The organism is Seonamhaeicola sediminis, assembly GCF_004358095.2.
Taxonomy (GTDB): Bacteria; Bacteroidota; Bacteroidia; order Flavobacteriales; family Flavobacteriaceae; genus Seonamhaeicola; species Seonamhaeicola sediminis.
Window position 1 is genome coordinate 571,736 of the sequence record NZ_SMZJ02000004.1, and the last position, 24,472, is coordinate 596,207.

Genomic DNA, 24,472 nt, shown 5'->3' on the forward strand with positions numbered 1-24,472 from the left:
CTCACTAAAGCTTATTTTTTAGGTATTTTCCGGTGACCGACTTTTTATTTTTAATGAGGTCTTCGGGAGTTCCAAAGGCTACTAAATTTCCGCCATTTTCTCCACCTTCAGGACCTAAATCTATAATGTGGTCTGCACATTTTATGAGTTCTATATTATGCTCTACAACTATAATGGAGTGCCCATTTTTTATCAACGCATTAAAAGATGTTAACAATTTCTGAATATCATGAAAATGTAACCCTGTAGTGGGTTCATCAAAAATAAAGAGCGCCTTATCTTTATTATTTCCCTTTCCTAAAAAAGAGGCTAATTTAATACGTTGTGCTTCACCTCCAGAGAGGGTAGAAGAACTTTGTCCCAAAGCTACATAACCCAGCCCCACATCCTGAAGCGGCTGTAGTTTATTCTTAATTTTAGTTTGATTATTGATTTCAAAAAATGTAATGGCATCATCAATCGTAAAGTTTAATATATCATCAATGGTTTTGTCTGCAAACCTAACCTCTAAAACCTCCTTTTTAAAACGTTTGCCTTTACAAGTTTCACATTCTAAATGAACATCGGCCATAAATTGCATTTCAATGGTAACTTCACCTTCGCCCTTACAAGTTTCGCATCGTCCGCCATCTACATTAAACGAAAAATGTTTTGCTTTATAATTTCTTATTTTACTAAGCTTCTGATTTGCAAATAATGATCTAATATCATCATAGGCTTTAATATATGTAACGGGATTCGATCTAGAAGAACGCCCAATGGGGTTTTGGTCTACAAATTCAATAGCCTGTATATTCCCAAAATTACCTTTTAGCGCCGTAAACTGCCCTGGTCTATCACTAAAATCAGTAAGTTGCTTTTGCAATGCTGGAAATAAAATCTTTTTCACAAGGGTGCTTTTTCCACTACCTGATACGCCCGTAACTACGGTTAACATGCCTAAAGGAAATGTAACATTGATGTTTTTAAGGTTGTTTTCTCTAGCGCCTATAACATCAACATGATACTTTGAAGTTCGTCTGGTTTTTGGAACCTCAATTTTAAGTGATTCATTGAGGTATTGAGCAGTTAACGAGTCTGACGCAAGAATAGTATCAAAATGGCCTTTGGCAACAACATTACCACCAAACGTACCTGCTTCAGGACCAATATCAATAATAGTATCTGAGGCTTTCATAATATCTTCGTCATGCTCAACGACGATAACCGTATTTCCTAAGTCTCTTAGTGATTTTAATACAGAAACCAGTTTTTCGGTATCTTTAGGGTGCAATCCAATACTTGGTTCATCTAAAATATACATAGAACCCACTAAACTACTCCCTAAAGAAGTAGCTAAATTAATTCTTTGACTTTCCCCTCCAGATAGGGTATTGGAACGTCTATTTAGTGTTAAGTAATCCAACCCTACATGAGATAAAAACAAGAGGCGGTTGTTTATTTCTTTAAGTAGCCTTGAAGCAATTTGATGGTCATAATCATTTAACGCTAAATGTTTAAAGAAAACAGACAGCTTCTTCAGAGGCATTTCCACTAAATCTGTAATGGTAGCACCACCAACTTGCACATAGTTAGCTTCAATACGTAAACGTTTCCCGTTACAGGCTTTACACTTAGTTTTTCCACGATAACGTGATAACATTACCCGATTTTGAATTTTATAGGCTTTTGACTCTAATTCTGAAAAAAATGAGTTAAGCCCCTCAAAATATTGATTTCCGTCCCAAATTAATTGTTTTTGTTCCTGGGTTAATTCAAAATAGGGCTTATGGATTGGGAAATTAAACTTATGTGAATTATTTACTAATTGGTCCTTATACCAGCTCATACTTTCCCCTCGCCAAGGGAAAATAGCATTTTCATAAACTGAAAGCCCTGTATTGGGGATTACCAAATCTTCATCTATTCCTATAATATCACCATAACCTTCGCATTTAGGGCAAGCGCCATAGGGATTATTAAAACTGAACAGGTGTAGGTTTGGTTCTAAAAACGTAATACCATCCAATTCAAAGCGATTGCTAAAAACACGTTGCGTGTTACTTTTAAGTGTTTCAATGATACAGTCGCCTTTACCTTCAAAAAAAGCGGTTTGAACAGCATCGGCTAATCGGTTATAGAAATCCTCTTCATTTTTAGTAATAACCCTATCAACTACTAAGTAAATATCCTTGGCGTTCTTATTAGAAACTTGCATCTCATCAATTCTCACCACCGTATCATCTACTTTAATTCTGGCATAACCCTGTTGGTTCAAGACTTTTAATTTGTCTTCTAAAGCTCTGCCGTTTTCTAGATGAATAGGGGCGAGGAGCAATAGTTTTTCGCTATCATCAAATGTTTTTACATAGTTTAATACCTCTGTAACCGTTGCCTTTTTAACTTCATTGCCCGAAATAGGCGAGTACGTTTTACCAATTCTAGCAAATAATAACTTAAGGTAATCGTAAATTTCGGTAGTAGTACCAACTGTAGACCTAGGATTGGTTGAATTTACCTTTTGTTCAATGGCAATTGCTGGGGCAATCCCTTTAATATAATCCACTTTAGGTTTATTAAGTCTGCCTAAAAACTGTCGCGCATAACTTGATAAACTCTCCACATAGCGTCTTTGACCCTCGGCATACAAGGTGTCAAACGCTAAACTAGACTTTCCTGAACCCGATAAGCCTGTTATAACCACCAATTGATTTCTTGGTATCACAACATCAATATTTTTTAGATTGTGCAGTTTGGCACCTTTAATAATGATGTTTTCCTTAGGATTAACGTCCAAAATATTAGTGTTCATAGGCTTTTAAAGGAATAATCTTGCAAAGATACTACAAGTATTTGAACTTTTAAAGTGTCGACCAACTACAATGCTGTGTGAAAAAAATCTTCAAAATCTTGTTTTTTAGGAATGATTGTTGTTATATTTGATACATCAATCTTAAGCTTTAATCAACATTTCGCCTATAGTATAACATTACTTTTACAAAAATAACCCCAAGCAAAGAAGCCTTGCTTCTTGTATTAAAAGTAATGATTATGCAAAATACACCAAAAACAGACGCTACGCTTGTTAAAAATTATATTAAAGGCGATGAGTACGCTCTAGAAACCCTTGTTTATAGACACAAACAAAAAATTTACAGTTTTATCTACTCTAAAGTGTATGATAGAGATGTTACTGAAGATATTTTTCAGGACACCTTTATAAAAGTAATAAGAACATTAAAAGCAGGTTCTTACAACGAAGAGGGTAAGTTTTTACCTTGGGTGATGCGAATAGCCCATAATTTGGTAATTGATTTCTTTAGAAAGAATAACCGTATGCCTAAATTTGACAACACTGGTGAATTTAGTATTTTTTCTGTATTAAGTGATTCTACTTTAAATGCCGAAAAATCTATTATTAAAGAACAGGTTGAAAGTGATGTGAGACGCTTAGTAGAAGAACTTCCAGACGACCAAAAAGAGGTGTTATTAATGCGCATATACAATGATATGAGCTTTAAAGAAATATCAGAAAGAACGGGTGTTAGCATTAATACTGCCTTAGGTAGAATGCGTTATGCACTCATTAATTTACGTAAGATTATTGAGAAACACCATATAGTGCTTACTAATTAATACAATAAAGTAAATTTTGCTGCGTTATCTTTTAAGATTAACCCTTAAATTAAGATAATGGCAAAACTTTACACTGAAAAAAATTTTATTAAAAATGAACTAGAACCTAGAGAAGAAACGGTTAAATTTCTTCTTGATTATTCAAAGGCTTTAAGTGTTGTAAATTGTAATACATTGAAGTTTGAAACGCTTCTAAATTAAACCAGTAAAAAGTCCTGATTCATCAGGACTTTTTCAATTTATAGTAGGCTTGAATAACTGACTTTCTGCCAATTGTTTTGGTAATAATGTCCTTTTCTAAGTCCCATCCTCTAGCAGGTGAGTACTCTCTACCGTACCAAATTATTTGAAGGTGTAAATCATTCCACAGCTCTTTTGGAAATAAGCGCTTTGCATCTTTTTCGGTTTGGACTACATTTTTGCCATTACTAAAATTCCACCGGTACATAAGTCTATGAATATGGGTATCGACTGGAAAAGCCGGTACACCAAAAGCTTGAGACATCACTACGCTGGCCGTTTTATGGCCCACAGCTGGCAGTGCTTCTAAAGCCTCAAAACTTTGAGGCACTTTACCATCATGTTTTTCTATAAGAATTTTAGAAAGCCCGTAAATACCTTTACTTTTCATGGGTGATAATCCTACGGGTTTTATAATCTCTCTAATCTCTTGTTCGGTTAGTTTTACCATATCATAAGGGTTATCAGCCCTTTCAAATAACAGAGGGGTGATTTGATTTACTCTAACATCGGTGCTTTGTGCAGACATTAAAACAGCAATTAATAAGGTATAAGGATCTTTGTGATCTAAAGGAATGGGTATTTCGGGGTACAGCTTATAAAGTGTATTAATAACAAAGTTTACCCTTTCTTGTTTGGTCATAGGATTGTATTTTTGTAAAAAGCAAAGTTAAAAATTATGACCACATTAAACGTAGGAGACAAGGCTCCAGATTTTTCTGTAAATGATCAAGACGGACATTTAATTTCATTAAAAGATTACCAAGGCAAGAAGTTAGTATTGTTTTTTTATCCAAAAGCCAATACACCGGGTTGTACGCTAGAAGCCTGTAATTTAAGTGATAACTATGAGCGTTTTGTGTCTCAGGGCTATGATGTTTTAGGCGTAAGTGCCGATACAGAAAAAAAGCAACGTAATTTTAGAGATAAGTTTAAATTCCCATATCCTTTATTAGCCGACGTTGATAAAGAAGTTATCAATGCCTATAGGGTTTGGGGGCCAAAGAAATTCATGGGACGTGAATTTGATGGTATTCACAGAACCACTTTTGTTATTGATGAAGAGGGCGTTATTGAAGATATTATTACTAAGGTTAAAACCAAAGATCACACCAATCAGATATTGAAATAAAGCTAGGTAAAACAAATAGGAGAGACTATCTCTTATTAATAGCGATTTTCTAGTTTTAAGTAAAAAAAGCGCCTTTTTAGGGCGCTTTTTTTACTATTTTAATTTAAGGATTAGAATTGATAACGAATGCTTAAAGCAATATCAAAGTCTAAATCATTGTTGTTATAGGCATCATCTCCAAAACCAATTTCTGGCCTAAAGTCTAAAGATATCAGTAATGGTATTTCAAAATCATATTCAATTCCAATGTCTCCAGCGGCAAAAATAAAAGTATCTGTTTTATCCATGCCGTCCGTTTGAAAACTGTAAGATCCTATTCCTCCACCAGCACCAACATACCAATTAAAGCCACCATCTAACGGATAAACCCATTGATATAATCCTGCAAGTTTAAAACCATCAAAATCAAAATTACTAGACCTTCCATCTCTCCATCCTAAATCTAATTCTAAACGATTATTGTCTCCAAGAGCTCTTTGATAGGATATTTCAGCTCCAAAACCATCACTATCACCCATTCGCAATCCAATGGCATTGTCGGAAATAACTTGGGCATCTGTAGTTAAGGCAAACCCAATTAATGCTAACGATACTAAAACTAATTTCTTCATAAGTTTAATTTTTAATGTTCAAATGTTCGTATTAACTATAAATACGTTGTTTTTATAATTTCAGATTTGTTTGACAAAAATAACGCCAAAAAAGAAGATATATTTAATTTAATTAAACAATTATCTGATATGGATTGTAATTGTTTGTAAAAGAAGTGTTTCTGTTTTTAAGACCAATTCTATATCTTATTTTTTTCATGCTTTTCAACTATGGTAATGGCAGCAATAAGGTCTTTTACATCCAAATCTTCCATAGATTCATCAATGTAAAAAGGGGCTAATTTATCTTTATTGTAGTTGTATATTTTCCAGCGTTTAAACTGATATTCTAAGGCAGTAAAGTTTTCAACCCAATCTCCTGAATTTAAATATATGGTACTACCGTGTTTATTTTCTTTAAATTCCATTTTAGGTTGGTGTATATGACCACAAACTACATAATCATAATCGTTTTCAATAGCTAGATCTGATATAACTGATTCATAATCGTTTATAAACTTAACCGCTTTTTTTACACTGTTTTTTATCTTTTTAGACAAGGAGTAACGCTCTTTGCCTCTTTTAGCTAAGTACCAATTAACTAACCTGTTTAAAAGAATAAGCAAATCATAACCATAGCCACCAAGTTTGGCTAGCCATTTGGCCTGTTGTATAGAAACATCAAAAACATCGCCGTGAAAGAACCATCCTTTTTTACCATCAAGCTCCAAAACTAATTTGTCAACAATAGAAATATTGCCAATATTGGTGCCACTAAATTTACGAAGCATTTCATCATGGTTACCTGTAATGTAGTACACCTCAACACCATCGGCAGCCATATCCATGATTCTTTTAATGACTTTTAAATGAGACTTAGGAAAATAACGTTTGCTAAATTGCCAAATATCAATAATATCACCATTTAAAATCAGTTTTTTAGGTTCAATACTATTTAAATACGTGAGTAAATGTTTGGCATGACAACCGTAGGTGCCTAAATGTACATCAGAGATTACAGCAATTTCTATTTTCCTTTTTATTTTCAATATTAGGGTGGGTTTATTAGTTACAAATAACTATAATTTCTGTTATGTAAAGATTATCTTATAATTACCTATATATGAGTATATTGTTAAGTAAATGTTATGTTATTTTGGTGTTCTCATTGTAGGTTTAAGTCAATTTCATTTTCGTATATGTGATAATAGATTTATTTTAGCGCAAAACTTTTACTATGGCTGGAAATTCCTTTGGAAAATTATTTAATTTAACTACTTACGGAGAGTCTCATGGTACTGCTTTAGGTGGTGTTATAGACGGATGTCCTCCTGGTATTGCATTAGATTTTAATGCTATCCAGCATGAGTTAGATAGACGTAAACCTGGGCAATCTGCCATTGTAACGCAACGAAAAGAACCAGACACCGTAACATTTCATTCTGGTATTTTTGAAGGCAAAACTACCGGAACTCCCATTGGTTTTGTTATTGAGAATACCAATCAGAAATCTCATGATTACTCCCATATAAAAGATAGTTACCGCCCTAGCCATGCCGATTATGTGTATGACAAAAAGTATGGTGTTAGAGATTACCGTGGTGGCGGACGCAGTTCTGCACGCGAAACCTCATGTAGAGTAGTGGCGGGTGCTATAGCTAAACAGCTTTTAAAAGATGTTGAAATTACGGCTTATGTATCTAGCGTAGGCACTATGAAATTAGAGAAGCCTTACACTGAGCTAGATTTGTCTAAAGCAGAAGACAATATTGTACGCTGCCCTGATATGGACATGGCATCACAGATGGAAAGTTACATTAAAAAGGTAAGAAGTAAAGGAGATACTGTGGGCGGTGTAGTAAGCTGTGTTATAAAAAATGTGCCTGTTGGATTGGGAGAACCTGTGTTTGATAAATTACATGCCGAATTAGGTAAAGCCATGCTTTCTATTAATGCGGTGAAAGGGTTTGAATACGGAAGCGGTTTCCATGGTAGCACTATGTATGGCAGTGACCATAACGATGCTTTTAATAATGATGGTTCTACAAAAACCAATTATTCAGGAGGTATTCAAGGGGGCATTAGTAATGGTATGGACATTTATTTTAATGTAGCCTTCAAGCCTGTTGCAACACTTATCCAGAAATACGAAACCATTGATAAAGACGGGAATACCGTTGAGATGCAAGGCAAGGGACGTCATGACCCCTGCGTGGTTCCGCGTGCAGTTCCCATTGTAGAGGCCATGGCAGCATTGGTTTTAGCAGATTTTTACTTATTAAACAAAATGTATTCTTAGTAGCTGTTTCCCGCTTTCAGTAGTCGCTTCCCTATTTAACATCGGGAGAGCTCCAACAAATACTTCAATCGGGGCTAGAGTTTTGGCTTTAAACAAACAGTAGCTATTTAATGTTTATATTTAAGTCATTCAATTGTTATGCTGTACTACTGGTTACATCTGGCGTATATTTTTATTGGTGCCAAGTTTTTTTGGAAACGGGTTCATTTAGCAGCTAACCTCACCCGAACCAGGCGTGTAAGTATTCTAGATTGCGAAGCCTTTCGGTTTATGGCAAACTCCAAGTATTTCTACTACATGGATTTAATCCGATTTGAAATTATGTTTCGAACCAATTTATACAAGTACACCGTTAATAAAGGTAAATTTCCAGTACTTGGCGGACAAAAAATAATTTATAAAAAACCATTAAAACGTTTTGAGAAGTTTAGTATTACTTTAATACTAGAAGGTTGGGATGACCATTGGGTATATCACCGTCAAGTATTTACCAGAAATAATGAGGTCTATGCTATGGGGTTTACCAAAGTAGGGTTTTGGCATAAACATAAAATTCAGGAAATACGGCCTATTATTAAAAAAAGCGGTATAACATTTCCAGAAAAACTAGTATCACCCGAAGTTTTAAATATGTTCAGTAACGATTATAATATTCTTAAAAATGTCAGTAATACTTAAAAAGCCTTTAGTTTCAGTAACATGGTTATATCAAAATTTAGAGGCTGAAAACCTTATTGTGTTAGATGCAACTATTAACAAGCATTATGATGCTAAACAAGCTCAGATTCCTAAAGCGCGCTTTTTTGATATAAAAAATAAGTTTAGTGATGTATCGGGGGCATTTCCAAGCACCTTTCCAAGTCAAGAGCAATTTCAGGAAGAAGCTAGAAACTTAGGTATTAATAATAATAGTGCAATTGTGGTGTATGATGATAAAGGTATCTATTCCAGTGCACGTGTTTGGTGGTTATTTAAGGCTTTTGGTTTTCAAAATATAGCGGTTTTAGATGGTGGTTTTCCGGCATGGTTAAGTTCCGGGTTTCCAACCGCGTTTATGACTAAGTATGAAGGCGATAAAGGAGATTTTGAAGCCAATCTCCAACCAAGATTCATGACATTTTTTGAAGATGTAAAAAATGCGTCTAAAAACAAAACACATACCATTGTAGATGCCCGTTCTAGTGAACGTTTTCTTTGTAAAGTTCCAGAACCCAGAGCAGGTTTAAGACGCGGAACCATACCTAATTCTATAAATTTACCTTTTACCAATTTACTAATTAATGGCGTTTTTAAATCGGAAGCAGAAGTCAAAGAAATCTTTTCAAAAACAATTGCTTCAACACTGGACCCCGTTATTTTTTCGTGCGGTTCTGGTATTACAGCCTGTGTTTTGGCCTTAGGAGCTACCATGTCAGGTTATAAAAATATAGCAGTATATGATGGTTCTTGGACCGAGTGGGGGAGTTTGGTAAAGGCGTAGAAGCAGAAATTTTGTGAGTAGGCGAGAACGAGAAATATTTTATGGACATTGTTGTACAACGAACTTTATTTTAAATAAGCAAAGGATTGTGGGGGTCTAATTCCAAAAGTTTGCATTATACAGAGTTCCTTATCATACTTTTTTGGATTCTTTACCTTGATTGCATAACCTGCTTTTTTGCCTTGAAAATATTCAGAATAATAGTCCAATGAAATTCCAGAATATTCAGATGTTTTATCCCAAAGAGCATTTAGATTCTCGTGCACAATGTCCTCAATTTCGAATTCACCTATAACTTTACTAATTGGTGATGAAGCATATACGACAATTTTATTAACTTCTTTTTTCTTGAAAAGTGTTCTTCTAAATTCGAATTTTTTTGTTCCATTGAAAATTTTGTTTGCGAATTCTGGTTTAATCGATAATATAACTTTCATTAGCTCTTGCTTCTATTAAAATTTGTTCAAATTTTACATCACTTATTGGTTCAAAACCTCTTGGTGCATCCTGTAAAATGTTTAAGTCCCTTAATTTCTTTAAATTAACTTTTGGCATAGGGAACGACTCAATATATAAAAAATTTACAATAAATGGTCTATTATATTTATTCCAATTCCAATGCTTTTTTAGTTCCTCATTATCAAAAACACTTCTTTTTCGACAGAGTTCGATAAAGTGATTTTCATCTCTAATATTAGTTACTACATTTTCTACTACTCCAATAGTCGATATTACAGAAGTGTGGTGTGCAGGTCCGTTAAACTTAGTTCTATAAAAAAGCACTAAATCACCACCATTCAAATTTCTATTAATTGAGCGAGATATATAAACTTTTTTAATCGCATTTCTGTAAGGTTTATTTTCGCTAAAATCTTGTGGTGATTCGTTATTTAGAATTGAATCAGGAAATAATTCAGTATGATATGCTGGGTAAATTGGAACAATCCATTTTCTAGTGTTTTTCGACACAGCAGGAAAGGATAATTTGGGTTGTTGAAGATTAGGTGTTGGTTTGAATTCTCGAACAAAAACTTGTTCAACACCATTGTCTGTTGTTTTAGTTCCCCAATGTCTAAATCCCCAATCTTCAAGCAAATAAATAAGTCTTAGCTGTTCGTCTCTTTTATCGAAAATTGTAACATAAATTTCTTCAACATTATATTGTAAAGCATTGTCAAATATCACCTTAAGAAACCGTTCTCCTAATTTATAACCTGTAGAAGTTACCTTGAAAGTTCCAATTTTTAACCTTCTCTTTTGAGGAAAGGAAGGTTCTATGTCATTGTAAATCTCATTTTTATCTTCTTGTTTTAAATATAAAAATGCTTTTACATTTCCATCTGTTATACACACATAAGAAATATTGTCAGCTTTTTTGTTGAACCAATTTTCGAATTCATCGTAGTCTTGTTTGAATGAATCAAAAAATACATCGTTAATGTTAATATTACCAAAGTATTCTTTTTTTACTGCTAATACTTGATAATTTTTTAATTCAGGATTCTCTGCAATACATTTTTCTAAAAAAGTATCTATTTTAAACACTTTCTCAGAACAACCTAAAAGGTTAGCTTTTCTATGAATTCCTCTGTCCTCTGTTATTAAATAGTCAACACGGTTATTATAGACTTCTTTAACTATACTTGTATCTATAAAATCATTTCGTGAATTATCTGTTTGTCGAATTTGCCTTATTAGTTGGTCATCTACAGATTCTGTTTTTAATTGATTGTAGTTGTCAATTTTAATTTTCATTGTTTTGACTACATTCTCGTCTTGATAACCAGAAATTTCTTCAATCGAAAGCGGATGAATACATTTATCAAATTTTAATTTATCAAGCCAGTTAAATAGTAGTCCAATATCTTCGTTTATAACACGATTTGCTTCACGATGAATGATTATATTTGTATCAATTAATATCCTCATAATTTTGTAAATGTTCAAACATTGAACTTGTATTTCCATTGATGACGGTAATCAAAGGTATATTTAGTTTCTTCGAGATGTAATCGGCGTATTTGATTTCCATTTGTTGCATTTTTTCAAGAACACTTAACTTATATATTGAATCATCTCTTTTCTTTAATCGTTCAAAGATTACTTTTGGATCACAAGTCAACAATATAATTGATTCAGGTTGAATTCCAATAAATGTAGACTCATCAATTTTTTCAGGTTGTCCATTTGAGTTTAATAACGTAAAATGTCCATCGAGTAAATACTTTTTATTTGGTTCAATTATCTTATTTAGGTTAGTTAATAATCTATCTTGGGTTGTATTGATATTTTGAACTTTTTTGTTTTTCGAGTCACTTATTTCATTCCATTTAAGAACTTGACTCGCAGACAAGTGTTCAAAGTTGAATTTTTCGGCCAATTCTTTGCAAAAAGCTCCTTTTCCAACAGCATGAATTCCTCCGACGAATATTATTTTACCATTCATAGTGTAAATTCGGCATATTACATAGCTAGATTATAAATTCCATTTTCATGGCGTTTATAGTCATGATAAGCGAAGTTAGGTTTTAAACACTTAAAAGTCAATATGTATGACTTATTTTGAAAGAAAAGTTGTAAACAATTATAAGTTAATTACTGTAAACACTTACGTTGTAACTCAGGAGTAGGCAGTATTCAAACCCTTTCTTAGCACCGTTTTTAATGGGTTTTTATAACTCATGAACAGAGTAGAGAACTTTGGTAAAGTAATTAGTATAAAGTTAAAACAGAAATTTTGAGAGTTTGCTTTTATTGTGTTTGGAAATGGTTTAGTTGCGTGAAAATCTAAGAGGGTTTTCGTAAACAGGTTAATACCAAGCAACTATTTTTTTCATTTGTTGGGCAACGTTTTTATTTAAATAGTTTAGTATATTCTCTGAATAAATATATTTTTCCTCTTTTTCCACCAGTTATTTCATTTACTATTTCTAATTTTTCTAGCTCTTCTATTAATTTATAAACCGAAGGTGATGATAAGCCTGTCAATTCTTTAATTTTTTGAGCATCAATAATTGGTCGTTGGTAAAGATGATTTAAAATCAATTGAGCATTGTGTGAACGACTTCCTAAGGTTTGTAATTTAATTTCAACTTCTTTTTGTAGTTTTAAAATACTATCAAATGTGTTTATTCCGTTTTTTGCAGTTTCAATTATACCAACTAAGAAGAACTTAAACCATTGACTTAAATCATTTTTTTCTCTAACTCTTGTTAGGTTGTCATAATAAAGCATTCTGTTTCTTTCAAAAAAATCAGAAAGATAGAGAATAGGCTTTTTTAATATACCTTTTTCAATTAAATACAATGTAATCATTAATCGACCAACTCTTCCATTACCGTCTAAAAAAGGATGAATAGTTTCAAATTGATAGTGAATTAAAGCAATTTTTAATAAATCAGGGAAAAATGATTCGGAATTATGAGCAAAATTCTCTAAATCGCCCATATATTCATTTACAGTCGTATGGATAGGTGGAATAAACGTGGCATCATTAATACTTGCTCCTCCAATCCAGTTTTGACTGCTTCTAAATTCTCCGGGAAGTTTATATTTCCCTCTTACTCCTTGTAATAGTATTTTGTGTGTTTCCCGTATTAATCTAGATGAAAAAGGTAATTTTTCTAAACTTTTGATGGCAGAATTTAATGCTTCGATATAATTTTGCACCTCTTCCCAATCATCTCGTTTTTCATCATTTACGTCTTTTTTATCTAATAAGGCATCTTCTATGTTTGTTTTCGTTCCCTCAATTTTACTTGATTGTGTTGCCTCTTTTAAAACGTGCATACTGATAAATAAATCGATATTTGGAATGTATTCTGAATACATATCAAGTCTTCCTAGTTGTCTGTCAGCTTGACTTAAAAGCGTTAACACCTCCATATCTTCAATTGTCCATTGTTGATTTATTTTAGTAGGCTGAAAGCTTTTATGAGTACCTTGGTTTATATAGTTACCAGATTTAAATGTTTTCATATTTTACTTAAGTATAAACTTAAACAAATATACATCTTAATTAAGAATATATAAAAAATATTAAATAAGGAACAGTTTAAATTAAGTATATGTTTAAATTATTAATTAAAGGAGTGTGTTATTTAATGTTGTCTAAGTTTAAGTTATAAGTGCAACACGAATATTTAAAACTAATGTTTTTAAACACTTAAAAGTCAGTATGTACGACTTATTTTGAAAGAAAAGTTGTAAACAATTATAAGTTAATTACTGTAAACACTTACGTTGTAACTCAGGAGTAGGCAGTATTCAAACCCTTTCTTAGCACCGTTTTTAATAGGTTTTTTATAACTCATGAACAGAGTAGGGAATTTAGGTAAAGGGTAGTGTAAAGTTAAAGCAGAAATTTTGCGAGTTTGCTTTTATTGTTTTTGAAAATGGTTTAGTTACGTGAAAATCTAAGAGGACTTTTAGAAGTAGGTGAGAACTAGCAATGAATTATAACATTGTTGTAAAACCTTTTATTCAACTGTGAAGTAATATTCTTGTTCTGATTCATTTAAAAATCTCCACGAAACATTATCACAGCTATTAAAACCAATTTGATTTGGGTGATTTGCAATTGGATAATTATTTATGATGAATTCATTTCTATCTAAGTTTTGAATTACTCCATCTTGCCAGCTAATTACATAATCACCTGTAGAGTTTGGTTTTAATCCTATTTTATAAGTATAAGATGTGCTATTACTTTCTAATTCAGGAATAACCTCTAGTTGTGCATTTTCACACCTTGGAAGCGCCGAAAATTGACCAATATCAAACGTTAAATCAAATTTATCAATAGCGTCCTTACAATTGTATACTTCAGTGGGTTCAATAAATTTATAAATTGAAAAAATATCGCTTCGTGGATTCTCAGCAAGAATAGAATCATTAAGTTTTAAATCAAATACCTTACTTGATGTCCTACCAGTTATCCATATGGTATCATTAAGTGAAAAATTAGATTGAGCGGTAATGGTTACTTTAAATGAATTAAATACTAATGTGCTTTCTTCAAATTCCTCTTCACATTGAAAAGCCATTAATAAAGGAGCTAAAAGGATAAATTTTAAAATTTTCTTTAACATATTTTTTAGGTACAGATTAAAGTTCACCATCAGCGAATGTGTTCCATCGGCTTTTGTATATGAGTAGTAGCGTATTAATGCAATTACTTTTTAGATAGCAAGATACTTAATTAAGCACAATAGCGGTTCGATTTTTCAATCAAACCGCTATTGTTTTTACACAGTGTGTACTGCCTTTTATTTTTCTTTAATCTTGCAGGTTTTAATTCCAAAAGGCACATAAAGCGGACAAAAGCTTATCATACTTGTTAAAACGAAAACTCCTGCAAGAACTAATAAAATAATTCCTAAGGTTCCTGATATTATTCCAGTAAAATAAAGAATACCAACTATTGCAGCAATTATAATTCTTATAATTTTGTCTGCTGCACCCATATTTTTTGCCATAATTAAAAATTTTAAATGTTTTTACAATACAAAGTTAAATAGTCTATAATTGCTGTGCAGTGACTGTGGTCACCATTGGCCAATAATTCTTATTTCACCTGATTTTTGTAAAACTTTTCCATCTGTTTCAAGCTTTTTCAAAACTCTCGAAATCACTTCACGAGCAGTTCCTAATTCATTTGCTATTTGGGTATGACTCATTTTAATTGAATTACTAAGACTTAATTCTGTTTTCTTTTTCAAATGGTCATAAAGTCTTTTATCCATTTTGTCTAATAACAAGCTACCTATTGTATCTAGAAGCTCTGAATATCTTAGATTAAACTGATTATAGAAAAGTTCGTTGAACTCTGGGTATTCTTTTAGCCAATTTGGTAATAGATTAACAGGCAATAAAAGAACAATTGAATCTTCTTCCGTTTTTGCAAATACTTTACTTGGTGTGTTTTTTAAAGCGGCATAAAAAGTCATTACGCAACTTTGAGCTGATTCTATATAGTATAGCAACAATTCTTTCTCATCAAATCTAGAATATACCTTTATTAGGCCATTAATAACAATGGGTAACACTTTAACATACTGTTGTTCCCTTAAAATTTCAGTTCCTTTTGGGAATTCCTTAATACTAGATTTTTGCAGTATTTTTTCAACTAAATCAGGTTTTAAAAAAGACAATATTCTTTTGTCAAACTCCATTTTAGGTTTTTTTGCTAGGTTACACACAACTAGATTATAAATTCCGTTTTAATGATGATTACAATCAGATAAGCGAAGTTAGGTTTTAAACGCTTAAAAGACAATATGTATAACTTCTTTTGAGAGAAAAGTTGCAAACAATAAAAAGTTAATTATTCTAAAAACTTATTTTGTAACTCAGGAGTAGGTATCATATAAGCTCCTTCTTAGCACCGTATTTTTAATGGTTTCTTGTTATAGTTTTGATTTAAAAAACTTAAGCTAAAGCCTCAATAACTGAGGCTTTGGTGTTATAAATTTACGCGTTTATATTTTGGATATTTTACAGAATATGAAAGTTTGAGATTTTCAGAGGTATGTGATAGTAGTTTTAGATTCCATTTTAAAAGGCCTTTTTTAGAGTCATATTCAGAAGTTCCAGAATCTATATCATCAATTTTAATGTCTTTATTTTGGCTTACTGGAATTCTATCCATGAGTATTAAACTTATTGTTGAAGCCTTGTTGTTTTTTACTTCAATTTCAAAAGCTTTGCTTAAGGTTTTATTACTACCAAGTAAGGCAGCCTTTTTAAAGTTATTTAAAGTGTTTCGTTTTACAACCACATTAGGATCAATACCTAATGATACCGTTAAGCTATCTGTAGTTGCTTGCGGATTGATATTGGTTTTTCCAGAGTAGCTTCCTTCAAAATAAACATTAGCTTCTCCTGGTAATAAATTATACTGTTCCCAATCGCCTATTTTGGCAGTCAAAAAAACATTTTCATTAACTACAGGAGCAGCATAATATGAATATTGCGCAGCAACTTGAAAGTTGTCTATATTGATTACTGTTAAATCACCATCAGAAGGAATAGAGTAAGTCTTTTTTATTTCAAACCGTCTGTTTGTAATGCCTTCTTCAATAATATCTCCGTAGTTTGTTTTAACTTCCTTTTTACTTTTATAGTTTGATGAGGAGTAACCTCTGCTTGAGATACCACGTATTGCTATTCCTGAAGCTTGACCTTGAAGAGCACTTGATACACCCCCTAAGTTAATAGATGAAACAGCTCCTGTGACATCTCTTTCCTTTTTTGTTCCATAGCACATTACAACAACTTCATCAAGCATTTCTAATGTTTCTTTCATACTTAGGTTGATATTAGTTGAATGAATTGGAATTGTTTCTGTGTTATATCCTAAAAAGGAAATCTCTAATTCCTTACCATTACTAACATCAATGTTAAAATTTCCATCAAAGTCTGTAACCACACCATTACTAGTGCCTTTAACCAATACATTAGCTCCAGGTAAAGGAGAACCACTTTCATCTGTAATAATGCCACTTACCGTTTTTACAAACGGATTGTATTTATAATTGTAGTTTTTAGTAGCGCTAGCAGAATTGTAATTTGAATAACGACTTATAAAATTCAAATACTTGGGTTTTAGGTCTGGTTTTATGTTATTTGTGTTGGGGTCTCCAGTGGAAAGTATCAATTTTACGTTTTCCCAGTTGCTTCCTGTTTTTTGATAGATGTGCGCTTTGTAGTTTAGTTGTAAAGGTGAGTTGATTTTATCAGCTTTTAAATCGTAAACCGGAAACCAACCAGTATCAGTAACATTATACTTAATGATAAGATTTAATTGCTGCGTAATTTCAGAATTTAATTTTACCGTTATTTCACCCGTTTCAATTTTTTCTTCAACATTTAATTCTACAAGCTGCTGATTAATTTCTTTTATTTGATTATCAAGATGACGCTTCTTTTTTAATGATTTGTATATCAGTCCCCTTATTTCTGTAACTCGCTTTCTGTAATAGTTGGTAAATTGTTGAAGTTTATCAAGATTCACTACTTGATTTTCGTTCCCTAACTGTCTGTTATTTTGGATGATTTCTAATTCTTCTTCGTATCCAGCTATTAAATTGTCTTCAAGCTGAATAGCATAATTTAATTCATCTATCTTATCTCGAAATTCTGTAATGTTTTCTGCTCTATCTTGTTTGTTAATGTGGTTTATACCATAGTTGATTGATAAAATAGAAGCTTGATTTAATCCTGAAATCTGAATGCTATTTTCTTGTATTTTAGGAGAGAGCTTTTTAAAAATAAACTCCCCAGTTCCAGAATTTAAAGTAATTTTTGCGGTTCGGGTAATTTGAGCGCCATTTACATAAATAGTAACTTCTTTTATTGTAGATGGTGTTTGATTTGTGGTATTCGCAAAAGAGAAATAGCTATTAAATACCAGTAATAATACTAATTTTTTCATGATGACAGACCTTTAGTTTGAAGTAAAACTACGATCATACTATTGCAATTAATATATAAAATGAGTAAATGGTATTTGTTACAAAGTGAATACCGCTTTTAAATTAGTTTTTAGAAAAAAATCAATCTAAAAACTTACTTCTTAATTCAGGAGTAGGTATCATACAAGCCTCTTTTTTACCATACCATTTATAGCGGTTTTTGGCAATGAAGTCATACACCCAATTACGCAGAAAGGTTGGGATGATGAAAAAGATAACAGCAAGGTTTCTTGGAAACCCTAGGTATTTGGCAATTTTTAAAGCGGCTGTAGATTTGTAAGTGATACCTTGTTCTGGGGTATATAGCAGAATGGAATCTATTCTGTTGGTATCAATGGTGTAATGTTTTATGATGCTTTGTCCAACTTGGCTTTGCAGTGGTGTAAATAAAAAAACATTGTTTTTATCGTGTTTAATAACATATTGCACAGAACTGTTGCAAAGGTTGCAAACACCGTCAAACAGGATAAGTTTTTTATTATTTGGGACCTCTAGTTTCATAAAGTAAATATATAGCTTTAAAGACTATTTAAAAAAGCGTTTAAATCGGTTTCTTTATCCAGATTTAGTTTCTTTTTAAGGCGATATTTACTTTTCAAAACACTTTCAGGTAGCACATTTAACATAGATGCTATTTCTTTTGTAGATAGATTCATGCGTAAAAATGAAGCCAATCGTATTTCTTTTTCGGTAATATCAGCATAAACTGTTTTAAGTTTGTTGTCAAAGTTATTGTGTACTTCAGAAAAATAAGATTTGAAAACTTCCCAATCTTTATCCTCGGCACTTTCTTTTTTTAGTAGCATGACCAATCGCCTAAATTCAATTTTAAATAACTCTGGCGACTGTTTAATCTTTTCTAAGTTTTCTTTTAACTCTTGTATAAACGTATTTTTTTGTACTAAATGCAAGGTCTGACTTGCTAATTCTTTCTTCTTAAAGGCAATTTCCTGTTTGTATATTTCCTCTTGTTTTTCACGTTCTATTTTGTTTTTCTTAATACGTTGTTTAAAACCAAAAAATAATAATCCGGCAATGACTATAAAAGAAATCATGCCTGTACCATAAAGGGTTTTAGTGAGCTTATCGTTTTTAGCTTGAATATTTAAGGTTTTAATTTCTTCATTTTGTAAAGCTATTTGAGCTTCTTTTTTTTCGGTTTCGTAGATGGTTTTTAATTCTTCTATTTGCTGTATTTTTTTTATTGAAAGAATGCTGTCATTGATTCTTTGCGATGCTTTTAAAAATTTAATTGATTCTTTATTTCTATTAAGTGATTCTAAAATGGTAGATTTAAAATCATATAGATCACTTAAGCTTAAAATAGCTCCTGATTTTTTTGTAATTGAAATGGCATAATCAATTTTACTGAGCGCTTTATGAAAGTCATTTTCATAATAGTCAATTTTAGAAAGAGCTTCATAAGCTTGAATTATTGCTATATTCATGTTTTCTTTTTCTGATATTGTTCTAGATTTTTTTAATACTTTTCTAGCCAAAGTATAATTCTGTCTTATCATATAAATATGACCCAAATCATGTAAAGCACTAGCTAAAGTTGAATTAATATTGTGTTCTTTTGATAAGTCAATTGCCTTTAATAGATAGTTTTCAGCATTTTTTAATTCACCTAATTCCTTATACACACGTCCGATATCACCAGTAGTATTTATTACATATATAATATCATTAAATGAATTATAAATTTTTAAAGCCTTTAGATAGTAGTCTAAGGAGGATTTTAAATGTTCTAATTGCCTTTCTATATGACCAATCTGTCTTAAAGCATCCCCCAATCTTGGACCATCGTTAATTTTTTCGAATAGATCCTTAGCTTTTAATGAATTTGTTAAAGCTAAATTCAAATCTCCTTTTTCCAAATAGCATGACCCAATTGCTAAATAAGAGCCTCCATTAAATTGTTTTTTATAATATGGTTCCTTAATATGTTTATTTATCTCATCTAAGCTTTCATTAAAAATTTTTAGAGCTTTATGATATTCTCCTTCTGTTTTATATATTTCAGCTAGAGTGTAGTTTACGAAAATCAAACCTCTTGTTTTCTTATTTTTTAAAAAGGATTGTTTTGCAATCTTGTAGTAGTATTTGGCGCTATCATTTTTTGTTTTATTATAAAAGTAATCACCTAAATGTAAATTGCCTAGGCCGTATGCTAATTCTAAACCATTTTTTTTATAAATATTCAGTTCTTGCATTGCATAATTTCTGGCTTCTTCTGGATTTGAAAACATAAGGTTTTCATGAAGCATTGTCAAAATTACAACCTTAATGGAATCATCTTCCTTTCTGTTTTTTAGTTCATTTTTTAAACTGTCAATATATTTTTGATTTTGAGTAATTGCTGAATTACAAATAAAAATTACCAGCAAAAAGAATAAAAAATTACGTTTCATGTGTTGGTGTTTTGTTCATCTAAGATAGATATAATATTCTTTCTAAATTCAAGAAGGTCTAGTTGGTAAAAATTACTTGTCCATAAAAAATCTATTGATTTCAAAATTGTATTCAAACAAAAAATTATTTAAAACATTGTTAATCAATTGTTTAAATAGTGTATTGAGTTTTTATGATTTGTTCATGTCCATAGGGTGTTTGTGTGTTTTTATTAAAAGATGTCCATACTTTGTCCATGCCAAAAATTAGATTTTAGTTTCATTGGTATCTAGTTTTGACTTGTTGAATCACAAAAAATTAGAAATTATGAAAACACAGCTATTAACATTGAAACCAATAATATATTTATTGGTATTTGCAACTATTTTACTTTTATGTAACGGATGTAGTACCGAAAGTGTAAAAGAAGATGGTAACCAGCAAGTTTCTGGAGAAACTTTAAACGAAGTTAACGCATATTTGGCAAGCTTAAGCAATTTTGAGCAACCAGATGTATCAGAAGAAGAATTTATTGAAGAGGTAACAAAAGAACGTGAAGGTCAAAAAAACGAGTGTGTTGTAAACAAATATAAAATGGCACCGGGCTTTAGCGAAATGATACTTTTAGATCCCACTAGCGATGTTATTTATCCTGGCGCTATGCTTAAAGGTGAATCTATTCCAACAGGAGAGTATATTGGTATTACAGGTAATAGAGCTCCCATTACTTTGTCAGTTTCTTTAGAAAACTTAAATGGAAAACCTTCAGCATATATTGAAAACCCTAATGTGAATACCGTAAGAACAGGTGTAAAAGATATGCTACAACAAGGCATTACAGGGTCTGCTTCAGCTAAGGTTAATTTTACTACAGAAGAAGTATATTCCGAAGAACATCTAAGTATTGCTTTGGGAGCTAGTTACACCAAAGGTAAAAATAGTGTGTCTGGGTCATTTAATTTTAGTAGTTCTGAAAAGAAATACAAATACGTCATTAAATATTTACAGGTGTATTACACCATTGACTTAACTATTGAAGATAGTGAAAACCCTGGGAAATTATTTGCATCTACACCTAATTTAGATAGTACAAGCCCAGTGATTGTGTCCTCAGTTAAATATGGGCGTATGTTAATTTATACTGTAGAAACAAACTCAAAATTTACAGATACGCAAGCAGCCTTTAACGCGGCATTTAATGGGGGTAATGCTGGTGTTAACGGCGAGCATCAGAGTTTTTGGAATAGTTCTACAGTAAAAGCATTAGTAGTTGGTGGCTCGTCTGGAGATGCTGCAAAAGTAGTTTCAGGTCCGCAAGGCGTTTATGAGTATATTACCGAAGGCGGAGAGTATTCTATTGACTCTCCAGGAGCGCCGCTAGGGTATACTTTGAGATATATAAGAAAAGGATTTCCAGTGGCAAACGTAGTGCTTTCTAGTGAATATAATATTAGAACTTGTTATGAAGCTTACCACAAATTTGGTATTCAACTTTACGGTTTAAATCTTTATGATAATAAAGAATTTAATGACAACCTTAGTTTACGTGGTAATATGCAAGCGGCTATTTATCAAGATGGTGTGAAAAAGGGGTCTGTATCTTATACCCGTACCTCAAATGATTATATTAAACCCAATGAAGGTCAATTTTGGGCCATTCCATCAGGTGATGAAATTAGAGAGGTTGAATTGTATATGCCTGACTTAGAAACTGATTACGTGTTTCTTTCGGCTGAATTTACCGAAGATGACTCCATTGGTTCAAATGACTACTTAGGGAAAACGGAGCGCACTATCTTTTTAAAAGATGTTCAAAATGGCAAAGATAAGGATGGTGATGGTGATGACGATTATATTAGATTACTTTTAACCGAAGACCCTGATGTTGATATGCGTACCTATTTCTATGTTTGGAGAGTTTATTAAATAACAATTAGTTTTGCTATTAATCAAAGCAGCTGGCGTCTAAAGTTGTAGATTCAACAACTTGATGCTGGCTGTTATTTTTTGGCTTCAACCAACTCCAGTTGCTCTATGCTAACGTTGGTTGTAAACATACCGTAGTTAACAATGGCTTTGTTTTTTTCAATTTTATCAATGGTGCCTATAGAACGTCCGTCTTCTATTCTTACGCGGTCTCCAATTTTTAAAATAGGTTTGGGTTTGGGGGGTTGTTGCGCTTTTAGGGCTTTTTCTTCTTTTTTCTTTTTTCTAATCACTTCTACTTTCTTTTCAACCTCTTGTTTAACCTTTGTTTCTTTGGCTTTTTCAACTTTTTTCTGTTTAGCAGAAACGCGTTTGCGTTTAGAGTTCTCTATTTGAACTAGTTTAAAAAGTTCATTCATTAACTCACGTTTCTGTTTATTATTAAAGTATTTTTCAGCAAGATCGTTTACTTTTTGGCCTAGGTAGATTAAACGCTGATTGCTATCATATAATTCTTGGTAACTCTCTAGCTTTTTTTGGATTTTAGCATTGATTTCTTCTAATTTATCAGCTTCTTCACTTTTTTTCTTTTCATTTAGTTTGAGTGATTGTCCTGTTTTTTCTAACCTAGAACGTTCTTTTTGAAGTTTCGCAATGGTAGCATCAAATCTTACTTTGCTGCGTTCAATTTTCTTTTTAGCTCTATTTATTAAACTATAAGGAATACCATTCTTTTGGGCTACCTCAAAAGTAAAACTACTTCCTGCTTGTCCCACAACCAATTTAAACATGGGTTCCAAGTTCCGTTCGTTAAATAACATATTGGCATTCGTCATATCAGGCAATTCTGTAGCCAATATCTTTAAATTAGAGTAATGCGTAGTAATGATTCCGAAGGCTTCACGATGATAAAATTCTTCTAAAAAAGTTTCGGCCAAGGCGCCACCAAGTTCAGGATCACTACCGGTTCCAAATTCATCAATTAAGAATAAGGTATTGCGGTTACACTTTTTTAGAAAATAGTTCATTTGCTTCAACCTATAGCTATAGGTACTTAAATGGTTTTCAATAGACTGGTTATCACCAATATCACTTAAAATTCTATCAAAAAAGCATGCTTTACTGCGTTCGTGAACTGGAATAAGCATACCACTTTGTAACATAACCTGTAACAAACCAATAGTTTTAAGCGTAATACTTTTTCCACCTGCATTGGGCCCAGAAATAACTATAATCCTACTATCTTGTTTCAACTCTATAGTTTGTGGAAATGTTTTTTCGCGCTTTTGTACATTGGTTAAATAGAGTAGCGGATGGTAGGCATCGCGAAAAAACATCGTGCGTTCTTGAGTTATTTCAGGAAGTATAGCGTCCATTGAACGCGCGTATTTAGCTTTAGCAGAAATAACGTCTATGGCAGTCAAAAAATCTTGTGAGTCTTTTAAAAGAGTTTTAAACGGACGGATATCATTGGTGACCTCTTTTAAAATCCTGATAATTTCTTCTTTCTCCTCATATTCTAAATTGCTGAGTTCTCTACTGTGTTGTAAGGTGGTCTCTGGTTCAATATAAACAATACTACCCGTTTTGCTACTGCCCATTATAGAACCTCGAACTTTCTTTCTATACATGGCCTTAACAGCAAGTACACGCCTGTTTTCTACAACAGTTTCTCTAATATCATCTAAAAAATCCTGGTTGTGATACATGTTTAAAGCTGTAGCAAAACTTTGATTTATTTTTCCTTTTACCAGATTAATGGATTGTCTAAGTTGATATAGTAAATCTGAGGCATTGTTTTTTATATCTCCAAATCTATCAATAATGGTATCAATTTTTTGTATGATCTCATTGGTCACTTCAATATTTGAGGCAAACGTATTTAGTTGTGGATAGTATTCCTTAAACTTCTCTAAAAAACGAACAATCTCGTTGGTTGTGGATGATATTGAAACTATTTTTTTTAAACTGTAAACCTCTAAGTATGTGTTTTCTATAGCTATTAACTTTAATTCTTTGTTTATGATTTCAAAACGATGACCGGGTATGTGATTATCATTCTCAAATGATGCTAAATATTCATTAGTTAGTGCAAGAGAATCTAAAATATCCTTTTGATTTTTAAAAGGGGTAATTTGTAAAGCGCTTTCGTTTCCTAAAGGCGTAATACAATATTCACTTACCTGTTCTAAAACGGTATAAAACTCTAAATCTTCTAATGTTTTATTGTGAATATTAATCATCCTATTTTTCATAAGGCTAGCAAATTTAAACATAATCTGTAGATGTTTGCAATGTTAAAGGCTTCTTAATAAATGTTAA

22 protein-coding genes are annotated in these 24,472 nt (G+C 32.1%); 7 read left to right on the forward strand and 15 right to left on the reverse strand.

The genetic code is table 11. The features are described 5' to 3' along the window. Positions 1-4 precede the first annotated feature (4 nt). On the reverse strand, positions 5-2,791 hold the full coding sequence (gene uvrA / locus E1J38_RS08730) for an excinuclease ABC subunit UvrA (RefSeq protein ID WP_133356719.1): 2,787 nt from the start codon (positions 2,789-2,791) through the stop codon (positions 5-7). A 239-nt stretch (positions 2,792-3,030) separates the two neighbouring features. On the opposite strand from uvrA, the gene E1J38_RS08735 reads away from it, so the two are divergent. Together E1J38_RS08735 and E1J38_RS15090 are read left to right on the forward strand one after the other, a co-directional pair. Further along, positions 3,031-3,615: an RNA polymerase sigma factor gene (locus E1J38_RS08735; RefSeq protein ID WP_133356718.1), complete on the forward strand. Its 585-nt coding sequence runs from the start codon at positions 3,031-3,033 to the stop codon at positions 3,613-3,615. A gap of 57 nt (positions 3,616-3,672) precedes the next feature. After that, on the forward strand, positions 3,673-3,816 hold the full coding sequence (locus E1J38_RS15090; protein WP_186525844.1) for a hypothetical protein: 144 nt from the start codon (positions 3,673-3,675) through the stop codon (positions 3,814-3,816). A 22-nt stretch (positions 3,817-3,838) separates the two neighbouring features. On the opposite strand, the gene E1J38_RS08740 is transcribed toward E1J38_RS15090, so the two are convergent. Further along, on the reverse strand, positions 3,839-4,498 hold the full coding sequence (locus E1J38_RS08740) for an endonuclease III domain-containing protein (protein WP_133356717.1): 660 nt from the start codon (positions 4,496-4,498) through the stop codon (positions 3,839-3,841). 36 nt (positions 4,499-4,534) lie between these two features. Between E1J38_RS08740 and bcp the strand changes: the two genes are divergently transcribed. Next, positions 4,535-4,987 (forward strand): thioredoxin-dependent thiol peroxidase, encoded by a 453-nt coding sequence (gene bcp / locus E1J38_RS08745; protein ID WP_133356716.1) that lies wholly within the window; start codon positions 4,535-4,537, stop codon positions 4,985-4,987. 110 nt (positions 4,988-5,097) lie between these two features. Here the strand turns inward: bcp and E1J38_RS08750 are convergent, their stop codons facing one another. Both E1J38_RS08750 and E1J38_RS08755 read right to left on the reverse strand, forming a co-directional pair. Next, positions 5,098-5,598 carry a hypothetical protein gene (locus tag E1J38_RS08750; RefSeq protein ID WP_133356715.1) on the reverse strand — a complete coding sequence of 167 codons (501 nt, stop codon included), beginning with the start codon at positions 5,596-5,598 and terminating at the stop codon, positions 5,098-5,100. A 179-nt stretch (positions 5,599-5,777) separates the two neighbouring features. Beyond that, positions 5,778-6,626, reverse strand: a complete 849-nt coding sequence (locus E1J38_RS08755; RefSeq protein WP_133356714.1) for a UDP-2,3-diacylglucosamine diphosphatase — start codon at positions 6,624-6,626, stop codon at positions 5,778-5,780. Positions 6,627-6,814: 188 nt separating this feature from the next. Here E1J38_RS08755 and aroC point away from each other — a divergent pair, with 188 nt between their 5' ends. The 3 genes from aroC (at position 6,815) to E1J38_RS08770 (ending at position 9,356) form a co-directional block, all read left to right on the forward strand. Next, complete coding sequence (aroC, locus tag E1J38_RS08760) at positions 6,815-7,876, forward strand: chorismate synthase (RefSeq protein ID WP_133356713.1); 1,062 nt, start codon at positions 6,815-6,817, stop codon at positions 7,874-7,876. Positions 7,877-8,014: 138 nt separating this feature from the next. Further along, the gene (locus E1J38_RS08765) at positions 8,015-8,554 is read left to right on the forward strand and encodes an acyl-CoA thioesterase (RefSeq protein ID WP_133356712.1); all 540 of its coding nucleotides are present in this window, start codon (positions 8,015-8,017) and stop codon (positions 8,552-8,554) included. Beyond that, positions 8,538-9,356, forward strand: coding sequence for a sulfurtransferase (locus tag E1J38_RS08770; protein ID WP_133356711.1), 819 nt, complete (start codon positions 8,538-8,540; stop codon positions 9,354-9,356). Before E1J38_RS08765 ends, E1J38_RS08770 begins: the two co-directional genes overlap by 17 nt. A gap of 65 nt (positions 9,357-9,421) precedes the next feature. On the opposite strand, the gene E1J38_RS08775 is transcribed toward E1J38_RS08770, so the two are convergent. The 10 genes from E1J38_RS08775 to E1J38_RS08820 all read right to left on the reverse strand — a co-directional run bounded on the left by E1J38_RS08775 (position 9,422) and on the right by E1J38_RS08820 (position 20,244). Then, positions 9,422-9,793: an ASCH domain-containing protein gene (locus E1J38_RS08775; RefSeq protein ID WP_133356710.1), complete on the reverse strand. Its 372-nt coding sequence runs from the start codon at positions 9,791-9,793 to the stop codon at positions 9,422-9,424. Then, positions 9,771-11,285: a PIN domain-containing protein gene (locus E1J38_RS08780; RefSeq protein WP_133356709.1), complete on the reverse strand. Its 1,515-nt coding sequence runs from the start codon at positions 11,283-11,285 to the stop codon at positions 9,771-9,773. Before E1J38_RS08780 ends, E1J38_RS08775 begins: the two co-directional genes overlap by 23 nt. Further along, positions 11,269-11,802 (reverse strand): AAA family ATPase, encoded by a 534-nt coding sequence (locus E1J38_RS08785; protein ID WP_133356708.1) that lies wholly within the window; start codon positions 11,800-11,802, stop codon positions 11,269-11,271. The genes E1J38_RS08780 and E1J38_RS08785 overlap by 17 nt, the downstream gene beginning before the upstream one ends. A gap of 407 nt (positions 11,803-12,209) precedes the next feature. Next, positions 12,210-13,334, reverse strand: coding sequence for a Fic family protein (locus E1J38_RS08790; protein WP_133356707.1), 1,125 nt, complete (start codon positions 13,332-13,334; stop codon positions 12,210-12,212). A gap of 500 nt (positions 13,335-13,834) precedes the next feature. After that, positions 13,835-14,446: a hypothetical protein gene (locus E1J38_RS08795; RefSeq protein ID WP_133356706.1), complete on the reverse strand. Its 612-nt coding sequence runs from the start codon at positions 14,444-14,446 to the stop codon at positions 13,835-13,837. Between the two features lie 177 nt (positions 14,447-14,623). Further along, positions 14,624-14,833 carry a YgaP family membrane protein gene (locus E1J38_RS08800; protein ID WP_133356705.1) on the reverse strand — a complete coding sequence of 70 codons (210 nt, stop codon included), beginning with the start codon at positions 14,831-14,833 and terminating at the stop codon, positions 14,624-14,626. Between the two features lie 69 nt (positions 14,834-14,902). Then, positions 14,903-15,529: a Crp/Fnr family transcriptional regulator gene (locus E1J38_RS08805; RefSeq protein WP_133356704.1), complete on the reverse strand. Its 627-nt coding sequence runs from the start codon at positions 15,527-15,529 to the stop codon at positions 14,903-14,905. A 290-nt stretch (positions 15,530-15,819) separates the two neighbouring features. Further along, complete coding sequence (locus tag E1J38_RS08810; protein ID WP_133356703.1) at positions 15,820-17,790, reverse strand: DUF4139 domain-containing protein; 1,971 nt, start codon at positions 17,788-17,790, stop codon at positions 15,820-15,822. Between the two features lie 121 nt (positions 17,791-17,911). Beyond that, the gene (locus tag E1J38_RS08815) at positions 17,912-18,331 is read right to left on the reverse strand and encodes a thiol-disulfide oxidoreductase DCC family protein (RefSeq protein ID WP_133356702.1); all 420 of its coding nucleotides are present in this window, start codon (positions 18,329-18,331) and stop codon (positions 17,912-17,914) included. A gap of 17 nt (positions 18,332-18,348) precedes the next feature. Further along, positions 18,349-20,244 (reverse strand): tetratricopeptide repeat protein, encoded by a 1,896-nt coding sequence (locus tag E1J38_RS08820; RefSeq protein ID WP_133356701.1) that lies wholly within the window; start codon positions 20,242-20,244, stop codon positions 18,349-18,351. Positions 20,245-20,551: 307 nt separating this feature from the next. On the opposite strand from E1J38_RS08820, the gene E1J38_RS08825 reads away from it, so the two are divergent. Continuing rightward, a complete protein-coding gene (locus E1J38_RS08825) occupies positions 20,552-22,150 on the forward strand; it encodes a thiol-activated cytolysin family protein (protein WP_133356700.1) in 1,599 nt (532 codons plus the stop codon). Between the two features lie 74 nt (positions 22,151-22,224). Here E1J38_RS08825 and E1J38_RS08830 read toward each other — a convergent pair whose 3' ends face one another. Continuing rightward, on the reverse strand, positions 22,225-24,393 hold the full coding sequence (locus E1J38_RS08830; RefSeq protein WP_133356784.1) for an endonuclease MutS2: 2,169 nt from the start codon (positions 24,391-24,393) through the stop codon (positions 22,225-22,227). Positions 24,394-24,472 lie beyond the last annotated feature (79 nt).